The sequence below is a fragment of the Pseudomonas sp. WS 5079 genome, assembly GCF_012985465.1.
Taxonomy (GTDB): domain Bacteria; phylum Pseudomonadota; class Gammaproteobacteria; order Pseudomonadales; family Pseudomonadaceae; genus Aquipseudomonas.
In genome coordinates this window covers 49494-67428 of the sequence record NZ_JAAQWN010000002.1, presented here as the reverse complement: position 1 = coordinate 67428, position 17935 = coordinate 49494, and the positions used below count along the sequence as shown (strand labels likewise).

18 protein-coding genes are annotated in these 17935 nt (G+C 61.2%); 13 read left to right on the top strand and 5 right to left on the bottom strand.

Annotated features, from left to right (window positions below; genetic code table 11):
• Positions 1 to 59: 59 nt before the first annotated feature.
• From HBO05_RS04790 to HBO05_RS04775, 4 genes are all read right to left on the bottom strand, one after another.
• Positions 60 to 251, bottom strand: a complete 192-nt coding sequence (locus tag HBO05_RS04790) for a hypothetical protein (RefSeq protein ID WP_172311911.1) — start codon at positions 249 to 251, stop codon at positions 60 to 62.
• Between the two features lie 154 nt (positions 252 to 405).
• Complete coding sequence (locus HBO05_RS04785) at positions 406 to 1002, bottom strand: Fe-Mn family superoxide dismutase (protein ID WP_017125974.1); 597 nt, start codon at positions 1000 to 1002, stop codon at positions 406 to 408.
• 178 nt (positions 1003 to 1180) lie between these two features.
• Entirely contained in the window at positions 1181 to 1780 is a 600-nt protein-coding gene (locus HBO05_RS04780) for a LysE/ArgO family amino acid transporter (protein ID WP_172311909.1), read from the bottom strand.
• A 5-nt stretch (positions 1781 to 1785) separates the two neighbouring features.
• Complete coding sequence (locus HBO05_RS04775) at positions 1786 to 2184, bottom strand: ACT domain-containing protein (RefSeq protein WP_169955358.1); 399 nt, start codon at positions 2182 to 2184, stop codon at positions 1786 to 1788.
• A 102-nt stretch (positions 2185 to 2286) separates the two neighbouring features.
• On the opposite strand from HBO05_RS04775, the gene HBO05_RS04770 reads away from it, so the two are divergent.
• The 10 genes from HBO05_RS04770 (at position 2287) to HBO05_RS04725 (ending at position 13581) form a co-directional block, all read left to right on the top strand.
• Positions 2287 to 3180, top strand: coding sequence for a LysR family transcriptional regulator ArgP (locus HBO05_RS04770; protein ID WP_170041915.1), 894 nt, complete (start codon positions 2287 to 2289; stop codon positions 3178 to 3180).
• A gap of 52 nt (positions 3181 to 3232) precedes the next feature.
• Positions 3233 to 4231: an NAD-dependent epimerase/dehydratase family protein gene (locus tag HBO05_RS04765; RefSeq protein ID WP_169955356.1), complete on the top strand. Its 999-nt coding sequence runs from the start codon at positions 3233 to 3235 to the stop codon at positions 4229 to 4231.
• 105 nt (positions 4232 to 4336) lie between these two features.
• Positions 4337 to 5179 (top strand): ATPase, encoded by an 843-nt coding sequence (locus HBO05_RS04760; RefSeq protein WP_172311907.1) that lies wholly within the window; start codon positions 4337 to 4339, stop codon positions 5177 to 5179.
• Between the two features lie 141 nt (positions 5180 to 5320).
• Positions 5321 to 6580 (top strand): AGE family epimerase/isomerase, encoded by a 1260-nt coding sequence (locus HBO05_RS04755; RefSeq protein WP_169955354.1) that lies wholly within the window; start codon positions 5321 to 5323, stop codon positions 6578 to 6580.
• 106 nt (positions 6581 to 6686) lie between these two features.
• Positions 6687 to 7973: an ABC transporter substrate-binding protein gene (locus HBO05_RS04750; protein WP_169955353.1), complete on the top strand. Its 1287-nt coding sequence runs from the start codon at positions 6687 to 6689 to the stop codon at positions 7971 to 7973.
• 169 nt (positions 7974 to 8142) lie between these two features.
• Entirely contained in the window at positions 8143 to 9051 is a 909-nt protein-coding gene (locus HBO05_RS04745) for a sugar ABC transporter permease (protein ID WP_029296391.1), read from the top strand.
• Positions 9044 to 9886: a carbohydrate ABC transporter permease gene (locus tag HBO05_RS04740; protein ID WP_169955352.1), complete on the top strand. Its 843-nt coding sequence runs from the start codon at positions 9044 to 9046 to the stop codon at positions 9884 to 9886. The genes HBO05_RS04745 and HBO05_RS04740 overlap by 8 nt, the downstream gene beginning before the upstream one ends.
• 2 nt (positions 9887 to 9888) lie before the next feature.
• On the top strand, positions 9889 to 11049 hold the full coding sequence (gene ugpC, locus HBO05_RS04735; RefSeq protein WP_169955351.1) for a sn-glycerol-3-phosphate ABC transporter ATP-binding protein UgpC: 1161 nt from the start codon (positions 9889 to 9891) through the stop codon (positions 11047 to 11049).
• Positions 11050 to 11227: 178 nt separating this feature from the next.
• The gene (locus HBO05_RS04730; RefSeq protein ID WP_170041918.1) at positions 11228 to 12574 is read left to right on the top strand and encodes a carbohydrate porin; all 1347 of its coding nucleotides are present in this window, start codon (positions 11228 to 11230) and stop codon (positions 12572 to 12574) included.
• A gap of 161 nt (positions 12575 to 12735) precedes the next feature.
• Positions 12736 to 13581, top strand: a complete 846-nt coding sequence (locus HBO05_RS04725; RefSeq protein WP_170041919.1) for a D-hexose-6-phosphate mutarotase — start codon at positions 12736 to 12738, stop codon at positions 13579 to 13581.
• 132 nt (positions 13582 to 13713) lie between these two features.
• Here the strand turns inward: HBO05_RS04725 and HBO05_RS04720 are convergent, their stop codons facing one another.
• Positions 13714 to 14574: a MurR/RpiR family transcriptional regulator gene (locus HBO05_RS04720; protein ID WP_169851198.1), complete on the bottom strand. Its 861-nt coding sequence runs from the start codon at positions 14572 to 14574 to the stop codon at positions 13714 to 13716.
• A 219-nt stretch (positions 14575 to 14793) separates the two neighbouring features.
• Here HBO05_RS04720 and zwf point away from each other — a divergent pair, with 219 nt between their 5' ends.
• From zwf to HBO05_RS04705, 3 genes are read left to right on the top strand one after another with little or no spacing between them, the layout of a single operon-like run.
• A complete protein-coding gene (zwf, locus tag HBO05_RS04715; protein ID WP_170041920.1) occupies positions 14794 to 16260 on the top strand; it encodes a glucose-6-phosphate dehydrogenase in 1467 nt (488 codons plus the stop codon).
• Complete coding sequence (gene pgl / locus HBO05_RS04710) at positions 16247 to 16960, top strand: 6-phosphogluconolactonase (RefSeq protein WP_170056871.1); 714 nt, start codon at positions 16247 to 16249, stop codon at positions 16958 to 16960. Before zwf ends, pgl begins: the two co-directional genes overlap by 14 nt.
• 17 nt (positions 16961 to 16977) lie before the next feature.
• Positions 16978 to 17643: a bifunctional 4-hydroxy-2-oxoglutarate aldolase/2-dehydro-3-deoxy-phosphogluconate aldolase gene (locus HBO05_RS04705; RefSeq protein ID WP_170056872.1), complete on the top strand. Its 666-nt coding sequence runs from the start codon at positions 16978 to 16980 to the stop codon at positions 17641 to 17643.
• Positions 17644 to 17935 lie beyond the last annotated feature (292 nt).

Here is a 17935-nt window from a genome sequence, read left to right as displayed (position 1 = left end):
GGGGAGCGCAGGCGTGTGCTTTTTTACCTGCACCGAGAGCTGCTCGGTAGCTTTACCGATTAGTAAGTAATGCTCATATTGGTTTTTACATGGACATCTTCGGCGACTTTTCCGGAATCCTTCTCCTCGTTTTCACCTGATCCGCCCTTCAACATTTTCGCCGCTGTTTCCGCCATTGCTCCCACGAGTTGCCCAATCCCCGGCAAGGCTGCCGAGGCTGCGCCCATCATCCCGCTTATTAATCCACCCATAGCTGACACTCCTTAGATAGATGAGGAAGTTATTTCTCCCACGGGCTCTGTGGTCGATTCCTGTCGTTGGGTTCCGCTGCTGGAGTGCCATGATTTTCAACCGGGCACAAAAAAGCCCGGCAATCGCCGGGCTCTTTTTTACTGCAAGGATTGCTTAGGCAGTGAAGGTCTTGCCTTCGAACTGCTCAGCCACGAACTTCCAGTTGACCAGGTTCCAGAACGCTTCCACATACTTTGGACGCACGTTGCGGTAGTCGATGTAGTAGGCGTGTTCCCAGACGTCGCAGGTCAGCAGCGGGGTGTCGCCGCTGGTCAGCGGGTTGCCGGCGCCGATGGTGCTGGCCAGGGCCAGGGAACCGTCAGCCTTTTTCACCAGCCAGCCCCAACCGGAACCGAAGGTGCCGACGGAAGTCTTGGTGAACTCTTCCTTGAACTTGTCGAACGAACCGAAAGCGGCGTTGATCGCTTCAGCCAATGCGCCAGTCGGTTGACCGCCGGCGTTTGGCGCCAGGCAGTTCCAGTAGAAGGTGTGGTTCCAGACTTGGGCTGCGTTGTTGAAGATGCCACCCGAAGAGGACTTGACGATCTCTTCCAGGGTCTTGCCTTCGAACTCGGTGCCAGGCACCAGGTTGTTCAGGTTCACGACATAGGTGTTGTGGTGCTTGTCGTGGTGAAACTCCAGGGTTTCCTTGGAGATGTGCGGCTGCAGGGCATCGTGTGCGTACGGCAGCGGCGGCAATTCGAAAGCCATGATAATTCTCCTAATCAGGTCAGTTGCGGTGAGCGCAAGGCCGATCACGGGCGGCCAAACAAGCGCCGGGGAGTTTGTACTCTTTGCGGCGCAGGGTCTGGATCATAGCACCGGGGGTGCGGCAAAACCACGCAACAACTGTGTGGAATAGAGGTTCCAGAGCGTTTTGGAATATTCCTCAGGCACTGATCAATTGATAGGCCACGCTGAACATCATCACCGCCACCAATAGGTCCAGCAGGCGCCAGGTCGCCGGGCGCGCCAGCCACGGGGCCAGCCATGCGGCGCCGAGGGCGAGGGCGGAAAACCACAGCAACGAAGCGCTGGCGGCGCCTGCGACATAAGCGCCCGGCTCGGTTTGCTGGGCGCCGAGGGAGCCGATCAGCAAGACGGTGTCCAGGTACACATGGGGGTTGAGCAGGGTCACCGCCAGGGCGCTGAGCATCACCGCGCGCAATGAGCGCACCTTCTGCCCTTGGCCTTGGCCCAGGCTTTGCCGCGAACAGGCGCGGCGCAAGGCCAGGGCGCCGTACCACAGCAGGAACGCCGCGCCGCCCCAACGGGCAATCGCCAGCAGCACAGGGTTATGTGCCAGCACCGTCGCCAGGCCAAATACCCCGGCGGCCACCAGCAGCGCATCACACACCACGCACAAGGCCGCAACCGGCAGGTGGTGTTCGCGACGCAGGCTCTGGGCCAGCACAAATGCGTTTTGCGTACCGATCGCCATGATCAGCCCGAGGGCTACCAGCAGGCCGTTAACATAACTCTGCCACATAGGATTTACTCCGCGCCCGCCGCCAGTTGTTGCAACACATCCATTGCCTGCTGCGCATCGCTGCGCCCGACAAACAGGTGATCGTGGTAATAGCCTGCGACCACATTGCAACTGATCCCGGCACGTCCCAGGGCGCTGGCGAAGGCGGCGGTCAGGCCCACGGCTTCCAGGGCCGAGTGCACGTTCAAGGTGATCCACGCCGCCACATACTCAAAGGCCAGGCCGGCCTGTTCGGCCTGTTGGCGCTCGACAATCACCGTCAAGCCTTCCTGTTCGCGAAAGCTGCCGATCACTTCGCAGGCGGGCAGGCGGTTATCGGCCAGGGTGCAGAACACGTAGTCGCCGGCATTGAGCTGTGGGCTCATGCTGCGCAGCAGGGTTGCCAGGGCGGTTTCGCCAGCCATTGGGAGATCCTTGAAAGAAAGTAAACACGCGATGCTGGTCATTCTCCGGTGTGGCGCTGTATAAGAAAAACCAATATTGCTCATCGCTCATTAGGAAAACTGATGTTCGACTATAAATTGCTGTCGGCCCTCGCGGCCGTGGTGGAACAGGCCGGTTTCGAGCGCGGTGCCCAGGTACTCGGGGTGTCGCAATCGGCCATCTCCCAGCGCATCAAATTGCTCGAAGCGCGCATCGGCCAGCCGGTACTGGTGCGCGCGACGCCGCCAACCCCCACGGAAATCGGCCGGCGCCTGCTCAACCATGTACAGCAGGTGCGCCTGCTGGAGCGCGACCTGCAAAGCCAGGTGCCAGCCCTGGATGAAGAGGGCATGCCTGAACGCCTGCGGATTGCCATCAACGCCGACAGCCTGGCGACGTGGTGGGCGCAGGCGGTGGGCGACTTTTGCGCCGAGCAACATTTGTTGCTGGACCTGGTGGTTGAAGACCAGACCGTCGGCCTCAAGCGCATGCGCGCCGGCGAAGTGGCGGCCTGCGTCTGCGCCAGCGAGCGTCCGGTGGCCGGGGCCCGCAGCCTGTTGCTGGGGGCCATGCGCTATCGGGCGTTGGCCAGTCCGGCGTTTATCTCCCGGCACTTTCCAGGCGGCGTGCGCGCCGATCAGTTGGCGCGTACGCCGGCGCTGGTGTTTGGCCCGGATGATTTCCTACAACATCGCTACCTCGCATCCCTAGGTGTGGATGGAGGTTTCGAACACCATTTATGCCCGTCGTCCGAAGGTTTTATCCGCCTGACCGAAGCCGGCCTGGGCTGGGGGCTGGTGCCGGAATTGCAGGTGCGCGAGCAATTGCAAAGGGGCGTACTGGTGGAGTTATTGCCAGATAAACCCATCGATGTGCCGTTGTACTGGCATCATTGGCGCAGTGGTGGGCAATTGCTCGGCTTGTTGACCGAGCATCTGGCGCGGGCAACTGGCCAATTGCTGGTGCCGTTGGAGTGACTGTCGGCGTCAACGCAACTGCGATGAAAAATGAAAGAACACGGGGTAACACATGAAAATTCTGGTCACCGGCGCAAGCGGCTTCATTGGCGGGCGCTTTGCGCGTTTTGCCCTGGAGCAGGGCCTGGACGTGCGGGTCAACGGGCGGCGGGCCGAGGGTGTCGAGCATCTGGTACGGCGCGGCGCCGAGTTTATCCAGGGTGATCTGAATGATCCGGACCTGGTACGCAACCTGTGCCGCGACGTCGAGGCCGTGGTGCATTGCGCCGGCGCCGTGGGGTTGTGGGGGCGTTACCAGGATTTCCATCAGGGCAATGTGCAGGTCACCGAAAACGTGGTCGAGGCTTGCCTCAAGCAACGGGTCGGGCGCCTGGTGCACCTGTCGTCGCCGTCGATCTATTTCGATGGTCGCGATCACTTGGGCCTGACCGAGGAGCAAGTGCCCAAGCGCTTCAAGCACCCGTATGCGGCTACCAAGTACCTGGCCGAGCAGAAAGTCTTCGGCGCCCAGGAGTTCGGCCTGGAAGTGCTGGCCCTGCGCCCGCGCTTTGTGACCGGTGCTGGTGATATGAGCATCTTCCCGCGCCTGTTGAAAATGCAGCGCAAGAACCGCCTGGCCATCGTCGGCGACGGCCTGAACAAGGTCGACTTCACCAGCGTGCACAACCTCAACGAGGCGCTGCTTAGCAGCCTGCTGGCCACCGGATCGGCGCTGGGCAAGGCCTATAACATCAGCAATGGCACGCCGGTGCCGGTGTGGGACGTGGTCAACTACGTGATGCGCCAGATGGAAATGCCCCAGGTCACGCGTTACCGTTCCTACGGTTTGTCCTACAGCATTGCGGCGCTCAATGAAGCCTGTTGCGCGATGTGGCCGGGGCGCCCGGAACCGTCGCTGTCACGCCTGGGGATGCAGGTGATGAACAAGGATTTCACCCTCGATATCAGCCGCGCACAGCACTATCTCGACTATCAGCCCAAGGTCAGCCTGTGGACGGCCCTCGATGAGTTTTGCCATTGGTGGAAGGTCCAGGATCCGGGCACCAAGTAGCCTGGGCAACACCGCGAAGCGTTTTTTCGCTGGCCGTTCGACCAAGGCGATGGGCCTGGGGTTTATACTCCCGCCGTTTTTATGTAGTTATTTCAAGGTTGATTCATGCGTAACGATACTAAAGACGACTTTGACAACGTGCCGAGCCTGCGGGCCGACGTTGGCGACGACGATGATTTTGTGCCCACAGCGGCCACCGCCATCCGCTCGCGCCCGGCGCCGGTGGTCAAGGTCAAGAGCGCCAGCACCGGGCCGTTGTGGGCCCTGGTCGGCGCGCTGCTGTTCGCCTTTGCCGGCCTGGCCTGGTGGAGTTTCCAGCAGATTTCCCTGATGGGGCAGCAACTGGTAGCGACCCAGGAAAGCTTCGCGCGCATCAGTGAAGAAGCTGCCGGCCGCTTGCAGGACATTTCCGGCAAGGTGGTGGCCAGCGAGGCCAACGTCAATACCGGCAGCGAAGCACTCAAGCTGCAGATCAAGCAGTTGGAAAGCCAATTGCTGGAACAGGGCAAGCAACAGTTGGGCGTGGCGGGCCAGGCCACCGACCTGGACAAGCGCCTGGCGCAGATGAGTGCCAGCACCACCGAACTGACCACCGCCAATACCCAGTTGCAGGCCCAGGTCCTGGGCCTGGTCACTGAGTTGACCACCCTCAAGGCCGCCCAGGCCGAAACCGCCAGGTTGAATGCCGAAGTCAAGGAATTGGGCACGGAGGTGGCAGCCTTGAAGAAGCAGGGTAATCCGGCCACGGCCATTGCGCGCCTGGAGCAGGACCTGCTGGTGATCAAGAGCGAACTGGACAACCGCGCCGCCACCGAAGGGCCGTCGAACAAAGAGTTCGACGTGTTCCGTATCCAGACCACCCGCAACATCACGACCTTGCAGACCCAGATGCAGAACCTGCAGCGTGAAGTGAGCGCGCCGGCCAAGGTCACGCCCCTGGGCCAGTGACACCATTGTTATTGTTGGAGCCGGCTTGCCGGCTCCTGCCAATGTCACCATTCGGTGACATTTTCTCGCCCTTTCGTTACCTGCCCCTTCCTGACCCTTGTTTAGACTGCGGTTATCCCACAAAAACAAAAAGGGCCACCCATGACCATGCAACCACTGCCTGCCAGCAGTTGGCTGAACGCACCTGCCCATCACGCCTGGCTTGCCGCCGAAGGCCAGCGTCTGCTGGGCTTTGCCAAGGCCTCGCGGCTGCCTGAAGGCTTCGGCAACCTCGACGACCACGGTCGCCTGCCCGCCGATGCCTGCGCCGAAACCATGAACACCGCCCGCATGACCCACAGCTTCGCCATGGCCCACGCCCAAGGGTTGCCGGGCTATGCCGAGCTGGTGGCGCACGGTGTGGCCAGCCTCGGCGGCGCGTTGCGGGATGCCGAGCATGGCGGCTGGTTTGCCGTCGCCGGCGCGCGTGACGGCAATACGGGCAAGGCCGCCTACCTGCATGCCTTTGTCGCCCTGGCCGCCAGTTCCGCAGTGGTCGCGGGTGCCCCAGGGGCGCAAGCCTTGCTGACGGATGCGATCCAGATCATCGACCAGCATTTCTGGAGTGAAGAGGAGGGCGCAATGCTCGAGTCCTTCGCCCAGGACTGGAGCGGTGAAGAAGCCTATCGCGGCGCCAACAGTAATATGCACGCCACCGAAGCCTTTCTTGCCCTGGCCGATGTCACCGGCGATACGTGCTGGCTGGGGCGGGCGCTGCGCATCGTCGAACGAGTGATCCGTCAGCACGCCGGCGCCAATGAGTTTATGGTGATCGAGCACTTCGACCGCCATTGGCAACCTCTGCACAGCTACAACCAAGACAACCCGGCCGATGGCTTTCGCCCCTACGGCATCACCCCCGGCCATGGCTTTGAATGGGCGCGCCTGGTGTTGCATCTGGAGGCCGCCCGCCAGCAGGCGGGGCTGGTCACGCCCGAGTGGTTGCTGGAAGCCGCCAGGGGCTTGTTCGCCAGCGCCTGTGAATACGGCTGGGCGGTGGATGGGGCCCCGGGCCTGGTCTACACCCTGGACTGGCACTACCGCCCGGTGGTGCGTGAGCGCCTGCATTGGACCCACGCCGAAGCCAGCGCGGCGGCCCAGGCCCTGCTCAAGCGCACCGGCGAGTGGCATTACGAGGTCTGGTACCGGCGGTTCTGGGAGTTCTGTGAAACCCACCTGATCGACCGGGTCCAGGGCAGTTGGCACCACGAACTCGACCCGCAAAACCTGCCCGCCAGCAAGATCTGGGGCGGCAAGCCGGACCTGTACCATGCCTGGCAGGCCGTATTGCTGCCGGGCCTGGCGTTATCGCCAAGCATGGCCAGTGCGCTGGGGGCCGGTTGCTATGTCACCAAGTGGTGACATTTGCCCGTCCCTTTGTTACGTGCCTGGCAAAAATCCCTGTTTAGAATCCTATGCAGCGCAAGCTCCAGACTTGCATGCATAACAACAAGAAAAAGGTACTCAGATGAACGCGATTAATCGCCTCGCCGTTGCTATTTCCATTGCCTCGTTGTTTCCCCTCAGTGCATTTGCCGCCGACTCGAAAGGGACGGTTGAAGTTGTGCATTGGTGGACCTCGGGCGGTGAGAAGGCGGCGGTGGATGTCCTGAAGGCCCAAGTTGAGAAAGACGGTTTTACCTGGAAAGACGGGGCCGTTGCAGGTGGCGGTGGCGCCACTGCCATGACCGTGCTGAAAAGCCGCGCGGTCGCCGGCAACCCGCCAGGCGTGGCCCAGATCAAGGGCCCCGACATCCAGGAATGGGCGTCCACCGGGCTGCTCGACACCGACGTCCTGAAGGACGTGGCCAAGGCCGAGAAGTGGGACGATCTGCTCGACAAGAAAGTCTCCGACACGGTGAAGTACGAAGGTGATTACGTCGCCGTGCCGGTGAATATCCACCGCGTCAACTGGCTGTGGATCAACCCGGAAGTCTTCAAGAAAGCCGGCATCAGCAAAAATCCTACGACCCTCGAAGAATTCTACGCCGCCGGTGACAAGCTCAAGGCCGCAGGCTTCATCCCGCTCGCCCACGGTGGCCAGCCTTGGCAGGACAGCACGGTGTTTGAAGCCGTGGTGCTCTCGGTCATGGGCGTGGACGGCTACAAGAAAGCCCTGGTCGACCTCGACAACGCGACCCTGACCGGCCCCGACATGGTCAAGGCGCTGACCGAGCTGAAAAAAGTCGCCACCTATATGGATGCCGACGGCAAGGGCCAGGACTGGAACCTGGAAGCCGCCAAAGTCATCAACGGCAAGGCCGGCATGCAGATCATGGGTGACTGGGCCAAGAGCGAATGGACCGCTGCCAAGAAAGTCGCCGGCAAGGACTACGAGTGCGTAGCCTTCCCGGGCACCGACAAGGCCTTCACCTACAACATCGACTCCCTGGCGGTGTTCAAGCAGAAAGATGCCGGCACCTCGGCCGGTCAGCAGGACATCGCCAAGGTGGTGCTGGGCGAGAATTTCCAGAAGGTCTTCAGCATCAACAAAGGCTCGATCCCGGTGCGCAACGACATGCTCGGCGATATGGCCAAGTACGGCTTCGACAGCTGCGCCCAGACGGCGGCCAAGGACTTCCTGGTGGATGCCAAGTCCGGTGGCTTGCAGCCGAGCATGGCGCACAACATGGCGACCACGCTGGCGGTACAGGGTGCGTTCTTTGATGTGGTGACCAACTTCATCAACGACCCGAAAGCCGACCCGGCCGACACCGCCAAGAAACTTGGCGCAGCGGTCAAGTCTGCCAAGTAACCCCTGGGGGGAATGGGCTTTAGTGTGGGAGCGGGCTTGCCCGCGATGCAGGCGCCTCGGTGTAGCAGTGACACCCAGGTGATGCCATCGCAGGCAAGCCAGCGCCCACATGAAGCCGGCCCCCACAAGGTTATCCGTTAGCCCCTTACTCCCTGCCCTGGATTTCCCCATGAGTTCTGTTGCTGTGTTCAGCAAGGCCTCGCCGTTCGATGCATTGCAGCGCTGGCTCCCCAAACTGGTGCTGGCCCCGAGCATGTTCATCGTCCTGGTGGGCTTCTATGGCTACATCCTGTGGACGTTCGTACTGTCGTTCACCAACTCCACCTTCCTGCCCACCTATAAATGGGTGGGCCTTGCGCAATACGCGCGGTTGTTCGACAACGACCGCTGGTGGGTGGCGAGCAAAAACCTGGCGCTGTTCGGCGGCATGTTTATCGGCATCACCCTGGTGATCGGCGTGTTGCTGGCGGTATTTCTCGACCAGCGCATCCGTCGCGAAGGTTTTATCCGCACCATCTACCTGTACCCGATGGCGCTCTCGATGATCGTCACCGGTACCGCCTGGAAATGGCTGCTCAACCCCGGCATGGGCCTGGACAAACTGCTGCGCGACTGGGGCTGGGAAGGCTTTCGCCTGGACTGGCTGATCGATCCGGATCGTGTGGTGTATTGCCTGGTGATTGCGGCGGTATGGCAAGCCTCGGGTTTTATCATGGCGATGTTCCTCGCCGGCCTGCGTGGGGTTGATCAATCGATCATCCGTGCCGCGCAGATCGACGGCGCCAGCCTGCCGCGCATCTACTGGAGCGTGGTGCTGCCCAGCCTGCGCCCGGTGTTCTTCAGCGCGGTAATGATCCTCGCGCACATTGCCATCAAGAGCTTCGACCTGGTGGCCGCGATGACGGCCGGTGGTCCTGGCTACTCGTCCGACCTGCCGGCGATGTTCATGTACTCCTTCACCTTCAGCCGCGGCCAGATGGGCATGGGCTCGGCCAGTGCGATCCTGATGCTCGGCGCGATCCTTGCGATCATCGTGCCTTACCTGTACTCCGAGCTGAGGACCAAGCGCCATGACTAGTCTCGCCAAACCTTCCATCAGCTTCAGCCGCCTGGCGATCCATGGGGTGCTGATCCTGGCCGTGGTGCTGTACCTGGTGCCGCTGGTGGTCATGCTGCTGACCAGCTTCAAGACCCCGGAAGACATCAGCACCGGCAACCTGCTGAGCTGGCCGACGGTGATTACCGGGATTGGCTGGGTCAAGGCCTGGGCCACGGTGAACGGGTACTTCTGGAACTCGTTCATGATCACCATCCCCGCGGTGCTGATCTCCACCACCATCGGCGCATTGAACGGCTACGTGCTGTCGATGTGGCGTTTTCGCGGTTCGCAGTTGTTCTTCGGGCTGTTGTTGTTCGGCTGCTTCCTGCCGTTCCAGACCGTCTTGCTGCCGGCCTCGTTCACCCTCGGCAAGATGGGCCTGGCCAGCACCACCACGGGCCTGGTGTTTGTGCACGTGGTCTACGGCCTGGCGTTTACCACGCTGTTCTTCCGTAACTACTACGTGAGCATTCCGGATGCGCTGGTCAAGGCTGCGCGCCTGGATGGCGCGGGATTTTTCACCATCTTCCGTCGGATCATCCTGCCGATGTCGACGCCGATCATCATGGTCTGCCTGATCTGGCAGTTCACCCAGATCTGGAACGACTTCCTGTTTGGCGTGGTGTTCTCCAGCGGTGATTCGCAGCCCATCACGGTGGCGCTGAACAACCTGGTCAATACCAGCACCGGGGCCAAGGAATATAACGTTGATATGGCGGCGGCGATGATCGCCGGGCTGCCGACCCTGCTGGTCTATGTGGTCGCAGGCAAGTATTTCGTGCGCGGCCTCACGGCTGGCGCGGTCAAGGGGTAATCATGGCTACGCTCGAACTTCGCAACGTAAACAAGACCTATGGTGCCGGCCTGCCGGACACCCTGAAGAACATCGAACTGTCGATCAAGGACGGTGAGTTCCTGATCCTCGTCGGGCCTTCGGGCTGCGGCAAGTCCACCTTGATGAACTGCATCGCCGGCCTGGAAAACATCAGCGGCGGCGCGATCATGATCGGTGACCAGGACGTCAGCGGCATGAGCCCCAAGGACCGGGACATCGCCATGGTGTTCCAGTCCTACGCGCTGTACCCGACCATGAGCGTGCGCGAGAACATCGAATTCGGCCTGAAGATCCGCAAGATGAGCCAGGCGGCCATCGACGAGGAAGTGGCGCGGGTGGCCAAGTTGCTGCAGATCGAACACCTGCTCAATCGCAAGCCGGGCCAGCTCTCCGGTGGCCAGCAACAGCGCGTGGCCATGGGCCGGGCGCTGGCGCGGCGGCCGAAGATCTACCTGTTCGACGAGCCGCTGTCCAACCTCGACGCCAAGCTGCGGGTCGAGATGCGCACCGAAATGAAACTGATGCACCAACGCCTGAAAACCACCACGGTCTATGTGACCCACGACCAGATCGAAGCCATGACCCTGGGCGACAAAGTGGCGGTGATGAAGGACGGCATCATCCAGCAGTTCGGCACGCCCAAAGACATCTACAACGATCCGGCCAACCTGTTTGTGGCGAGCTTTATCGGCTCGCCGCCGATGAACTTCATCCCCCTGCGCCTGCAACGCAAGGAAGGCCGCCTGCTGGCCCTGCTCGACAGCGGCCAGGCGCGTTGCGAGTTGCCATTGGGCATGAACGATGCGGGTCTTGAAGACCGCGACGTGATCCTTGGCCTGCGCCCGGAGCAAATTGTCCTGGCCAGCGGCGAGGGCAATGGCCTGCCGAGCATTCGCGCTGAAGTCCAGGTGACCGAGCCGACCGGCCCGGACACCCTGGTGTTCGTGCAGCTCAATGACACCAAGGTCTGCTGCCGCCTGGCGCCGGACGTAGCGCCGCAAGTGGGCGAGAGCCTGACCTTGCAGTTCGATCCGGCCAAGGTGCTGCTGTTCGACGCCAAGACCGGCGAACGCCTGGGCACCGCAGCTATGCAGCCGGCACAGCAGCATGCCGACAACGTCACCCAATTCAAGGGCCGCTGAAAATCAAAATGTGGGAGCGGGCTTGCCCGCGATACAGGCCGCTCGGTCTACCAGGCACACCGCAGTGATGCCATCGCGAGCAAGCCCGCTCCCACACATTCGATGTGGATGTTTCGGAAATAGCTGTAAACCGCGTTAGATAAAAACAGTTAATAACAATAAAGACGAGGATGTAGGGATGAAAAAGCAACATAACAACACTCGCTTGATCTGCCAGTTGTCAGCAGTGGCAGCGCTGGTTTTGTCTGCCAATGCGATGGCAGACGAAGCGTTCAGTGCCGATTCCAAGTGGATGACCGGCGATTGGGGCGGCGAGCGGACCAAACTGATCGAGCAGGGTATCGACATCAAGGCCGACTACGTTGGGGAAGCGGGCTACAACGCCCATGGCGGCTACAACGATGACAAGACCGGTCGTTATGCTGACCAGTTCGGCCTCGGCGTAGCGCTGGACCTGCAAAAGCTCTGGGGCTGGGACAACACCCAGGCCAAGATCCAGATGACCAGCCGTAACGGCCGCAACATCTCCAATGACCGTATTGGCGACCCACGTGCAAGCACCCTGAGTTCGTCTCAAGAAGTGTACGGCCGTGGCCATATGGTGCGCCTGACCCAGTTCTGGATTCAGCACCAGATGTTCGACAACAAGCTGGATGTGAAACTCGGTTATTTCGGTGAGGGCGAAGACTTCAATACCTTCCCGTGCGACTTCCAGAACCTGTCGTTCTGTGGTTCCCAAGTGGGTAACTACGTCAACACCTGGTACAACTGGCCGGTCAGCCAGGCCGCGATCCGCGTGAAGTACAACATCACGCCAGAGCTGTATGCGCAGATCGGTGCGTACAACCAGAACCCCTCGCAGCTGGAACACGGCAACGGCTTCAAGCTCAGCGGCAGTGGCACCAAAGGTACAGTGATCCCGGTGGAGTTGGTCTGGTCGCCGAAGGTCAACAACCTGCCGGGCGAATACCGTGTGGGTTACTACAAGAGCGCCGCCGATGCTCCCGATGTACGTGAAGACGTCAACGGCGACAATGCGGCCACCACTGGCGCAGACTACCGTACCCGCAGCAGCAAAAAGGGCTACTGGTTCGTTGCCCAGCAGCAACTCACCACCCATAACGGCGACGCATCCCGCGGCCTGAACATTGCGGCCAACGCCACCTTCCACGACAAGGAAACCAACACGGTCGACAACTATCAGTCGATCATGCTGGTGTACAAGGGCCCATTCGATGCGCGTCCAAAAGATGACGTGGGCATTGGCGCTGCGCGCCTGCATGTCAACGATGACGTGCGCAAGAACGCCGAGCTGTTGAACGAAGCTGGCGGGTTCACCGATTACAGCCAGGTAGGTTATGCGCCACTGCGCAGCACCGAGTACAACTACGAAATCAACTACGGCTTCCACGTGACCAACTGGTTGACCGTGCGTCCCAACCTGCAATACGTCACCCACCCAGGTGGCGTGGATAAAGTCGACAACGCCTTGGTCGCCGGTCTGAAAATTCAGTCGGTGTTCTAACACGGTTGCGATAAGCTCCTTCTCTCTGTGCGCATTTGCGGGTAGCCATGGCTATCCGCTTTTTTTTGGGTTGGTGCGCATAACTCATGTGGGAGCCGGCCAGCCAGCTTCCACAGGTTCACCCAAGAGGTGAGCGATAGTGATCTACAGGACCGTGGCACATGCATGAGCATCCGCTGCAACGCTTTTTCAAATCCCTGCGCGAGCAGCCGGTATTCGCCTGGGAGCGCTTCCAGATGCGCGACGTGCTGGTGATCGATCATCCGCGGTGCCAGGCGGTGTTCAGCCGCCAGGGGGCGCAGTTGCTGCACTTCCAACCCGCAGGCCAGAAGCCATGGCTGTGGTGCGCGGCAAAGTGGCCGCAAGTCGGGGCGATCCGTGGCGGTGTGCCGGTGTGCTGGCCTTGGTATGGCCGCCATCCCAGCGAAAACGCCTGGCCGTCCCATGGTTGGGCACGCTTGATTGACTGGAAACTGCTGGACAGCAGCACCGACGACGACGGCGTGCGCCTGCACTGGCAATTGCAACTGTGCGATTGGCAGGTGGACCTGCATGCGCACCTGGGCGAAAGCCTGGAGCTGCGCCTGAGCACCGAGCACCAGGACGAGCTGCCGTGCCAATTGAGCCATGCGTTGCATGCTTATTGGCGGATCGGCAACGTTGGCGAGGTAGCGCTGTCTGGGCTCGACGGGGCACAGGGTTACGACCAGTTGAGTCGCCAGGTTTGCCAGCAGGAAGGTGAGTTGCGCGTCGATGGCGGCTGCCAGCGGGTGTTCCAGCATGAGGGCGAATTGCAGCTCAAGGACCACGCCTGGCAGCGCGAACTGTGCATCGACACTGGCGACAGTGCCGACACGGTGGTCTGGCATCCGGGCAGCCGGCCGTTGCTGGGGGTGAGCTTTAACGAGGCGGCGGGGTTTGTGTGTGTCGAGTCGGCCATGGCCGGGGCCAGCCTGGCGCCGGGGGAGAGGGCGCATTTGAGTTTGCAGGCCCGGGCGGGGGTTTAGCGGCGTTACTGATGCCGTCTTCGCGAGCAAGCCCGCTCCCACAGGTTGACCGAGTCCACCCTTGGAATACGGTCAACCTGTGAGAGCGGGCTTGCTCGCGATAGGGCCGGTATGGCTGGAAGAAATTCGTACCTAGTTGAATTCATCGCCAACCGGATACCGGCTGTCATTCAAGCTTTCCTTGATCTTGCGCAGATGGGGCTGGAAATCCACGCCACGGCGCAAGGTCATGCCGGTGGCCAGCACATCCAGCACCGTCAACTGAATGATCCGCGAGGTCATCGGCATATAGATGTCGGTGTCTTCCGGCAACGGGATGTTCAGGCTCACCGTACTGGCCTTGGCCAGTGGCGAGTTCTCGGCAGTCACGCCGAGCACCGAGGCGCCGTTTTCCCGGGCGATGCGCGCCACTTCCACCAGCTCGCGGGTGCGGCCGGTGTAGGAAATGATCACGAACAATTCGCCGGTATGCGCCACCGAAGCAATCATCCGTTGCATCAGCACATCCGCATGGGCCGTCACCGACAGGTTGAAACGGAAGAACTTGTGCAGGGCATCCATGGCCACCGGTGCCGAGGCGCCGAGGCCGAAGAAGTGGATCTGCCGCGCCTGGATCAGCAGGTCCACGGCCTTGCTGATCAGGTTCGGGTCCAGGGCCTGGCAGGCGCTGTCCAATGAGGCAATGGCGCTGCCAAAAATCTTCTGCGTGTAGGCCTCGGGGTTATCATCAGCCTCCACTGCACGGCTGACATAGGCGGCGCCACTGGCCAGGCTTTGCGCCAGCTGCAGTTTCAGTTCAGGGTAGCCGCTGACGCCGAACGAACGGCAGAAACGGTTGACCGTCGGTTCACTGACCGAGGCGGCTTGGGCGAGGGCGGCGATCGAGAAGCGGGTCGCCTGCTGTGGGTTGAGCAGGATGACCTCGGCGACTTTTTTCTCGGCCTTGTTCAATTCTTCGAGGCGGTTCCGGATCTGTTCCAGAAGATTTCGCACGCGGTCCATTCAGTCTTTCCTTCGGGCGACGATGCAAGTAAGGGCCAGTAAAAGGTCGACGAGCGGCCCTTGGCGGTGGCCTATCCTACTGAGGGTAGTTGAACACCACCACTCGCAATGCGTATTTTGGGAAAATGTTGTGGTTATTACTACATTTTTCCTTGAGTGATGCCTTGAAAAAAGGTATTTGTAGCTTAACTTGATAAAAGAACAAACATCATGCCTTCGATAACCGTGGAACCCTGCACCTTTGCCCTGTTTGGCGCCTTGGGTGATCTGGCGCTGCGCAAGTTATTTCCTGCCCTCTACCAACTCGATGGCGCCGGCCTCTTGCACGCCGACACCCGCATCCTGGCCCTGGCCCGCGAAGCCGGTTCCGAGCAGCAGCACCTGGACCACATCGAGCACGAACTGCGCAAATACGTCGGCCAAGAGCTGGATGAAGCGGTGGCCACGCGCTTCCTGGCGCGCCTGGCGTATGTGCACGTCGATTTCATGAATGCCGATGACTACGTGGCCCTGGCCGCCAAGGCCGGCACCGAACAACGCCTGATCGCCTACTTCGCCACCCCGGCGGCGGTGTATGGCGCGATCTGCGAGAACCTGTCCAAGGTCGGCCTGGCGGAAAACACCCGCGTGGTCCTGGAGAAACCCATCGGTTCGGACCTGGAGTCCTCGCGCAAGGTCAACGACGCCGTGGCGCAGTTTTTCCCGGAAAACCGCACCTACCGCATCGACCACTACCTGGGCAAAGAGACGGTTCAAAACCTGATCGCCCTGCGTTTTGCCAACAGCCTGTTTGAAACCCAGTGGAACCAGCACTACATCTCCCACGTGGAAATCACTGTGGCCGAGCAAGTGGGGATCGAAGGCCGCTGGGGTTATTTCGACAAGGCCGGGCAACTGCGGGACATGATCCAGAATCATTTGTTGCAACTGCTCTGCCTGATCGCCATGGACCCGCCGGCCGACTTGTCCGCCGACAGCATCCGCGACGAGAAGGTCAAGGTGCTCAAGGCCCTGGCGCCGATCAGCCCGGAAGGCCTGACCACCCAGGTGGTACGCGGCCAGTACATCGCTGGCTACAGCGCCGGCAAGCCGGTGCCGGGTTACCTGGAAGAAGAGAACTCCAACACCCAGAGCGACACCGAGACCTTCGTTGCCCTGCGTGCCGATATCCGCAACTGGCGTTGGGCCGGGGTGCCGTTCTACCTGCGTACCGGCAAGCGCATGCCGCAAAAACTGTCGCAGATCGTCATCCACTTCAAGGAACCGTCCCACTATATCTTCGCCCCCGAGCAGCGCCTGCAGATCAGCAACAAGCTGATCATCCGCCTGCAACCGGACGAAGGGATTTCCTTGCGCGTGATGACCAAGGAGCAGGGCCTGGACAAGGGCATGCAACTGCGCAGCGGGCCACTGCAACTGAATTTTTCCGACACCTACCGTAGCACGCGGATTCCCGATGCCTACGAGCGGTTGTTACTGGAAGTGATGCGCGGCAATCAGAACCTGTTTGTGCGTAAAGATGAAATCGAAGCCGCGTGGAAGTGGTGTGACCAGTTGATCGCCGGGTGGAAAAAGTCCGGTGATGCACCCAAGCCGTACGCGGCGGGTTCCTGGGGGCCGATGAGCTCCATTGCACTGATCACGCGGGATGGGAGGTCGTGGTATGGCGATATCTGATTTGAAACTGCCCCAGGGCGTAACACCTCATGAGTTCCGCACGCCAGTGCTGCTGGCCGAAGGCTTGGCCAATGACGTGGCCGAACAACTGCGCGCGGCCATCAGCGCCCGTGGCGCAGCCACCCTGGTGGTGTCCGGTGGCCGCAGCCCGGTGGCGTTTTTCCAGAATCTGGCCAAGCAGGGCCTGGACTGGTCCAAGGTGACTATCACCCTGGCCGACGAGCGCTGGGTGCCGGTGGAACATGCCGACAGCAACGCCGGCCTGCTGAAGAAACATCTGCTGCAAGGGCCGGCGGCCAAGGCCAGATTTTTGAGCCTCTACAGTGCCGCGGCGAACCTGGACGGCGCCGCCGAACAAGCCGATCGCCTGCTGGCCGAACTGCCGGCGATCGATGTGCTGGTGCTGGGCATGGGCGATGACGGGCACACCGCGTCGTTGTTCCCCAACAGCCCGAACCTGACCCAAGCACTGCAGCCCGATGGCACGCGCCGGTGCTGGCCTATGCTGGCGCCGAGCGTGCCCCATCAGCGCCTGACCATGAGTCGTGCGCTGTTGGCCAGTGCCCGTTACACCGTGTTGTCGATTGCCGGCGACTCGAAACTCCACACCCTGAGCGAAGCGCTGGCCGGCGACGATGTTGCCGGCATGCCGATTCGCGCGTTTTTGCAACCTACTCTAGAGATTTACTGGTGCCCATGAGCCAAGGATCAGCCGCTATGAAAAGCCCTCACCCGACCGTGTCCATGGCGGATAAAGTTGCCCTGATCGACAGCCTCTGCGCCAAGGCGCGGATCCTGCCGGTGATCACCATTGCCCGCGAACAGGACATTCTGCCCCTGGCCGATGCCCTGGCGGCGGGTGGCTTGACCGCGCTGGAAGTGACCCTGCGTTCGCAGCTCGGGCTCAAGGCCATCCAGGTCCTGCGCGAGCAGCGTCCGGAGTTGGTGACGGGCGCGGGCACGGTGCTCGATCGCACCATGCTGGCGGCGGCCGAGGCGGCGGGCTCGCAGTTTATCGTCACCCCCGGCATTACCCGCGACCTGCTTGAAGCCAGTGTCGACAGCCCGATCCCGCTGCTGCCCGGCATCAGCAATGCCTCCGGCATCATGGAAGGCTATGGCCTGGGTTATCGCCGCTTCAAGCTGTTCCCGGCGGAAGTCAGCGGCGGCGTAGCGGCCATCAAGGCCCTGGGCGGCCCGTTTGGCGAAGTGAAATTCTGCCCCACTGGCGGCGTTGGCCCGGCCAACATCAAACACTACATGGCGTTGAAAAACGTGATGTGCGTGGGCGGTAGCTGGATGCTTGATCCGGAGTGGATCAAGAACGGCGACTGGGCGCGCATCCAGGAAGTCACCGCCCAGGCGCTGGCGCTGCTGGATTGATCTGATTTACTGAATCGTTGTTGCTGTGCTTCACGGCATGTTTGCGGCGCACTTGGTCGGTGCGCCGCTTTTTTTTGCCTATAGAAAAGCGAAATATCACCGCAATTCAAATGAGGGTGGCTTGTGTGGGAACTGGCTTGCCTGCGATGGCCATAGGTATCTACACAACTCTCTTCTCGGTTTGTGTACATATCCATTGCTGCGGTAACGGCCACTTAGGGTTCCGCCCTTACGGCGGCTCACTTTGGAGAAGCGCCAAAGTCCACTGCCTGCGGCCATCGTGGTTTGACGG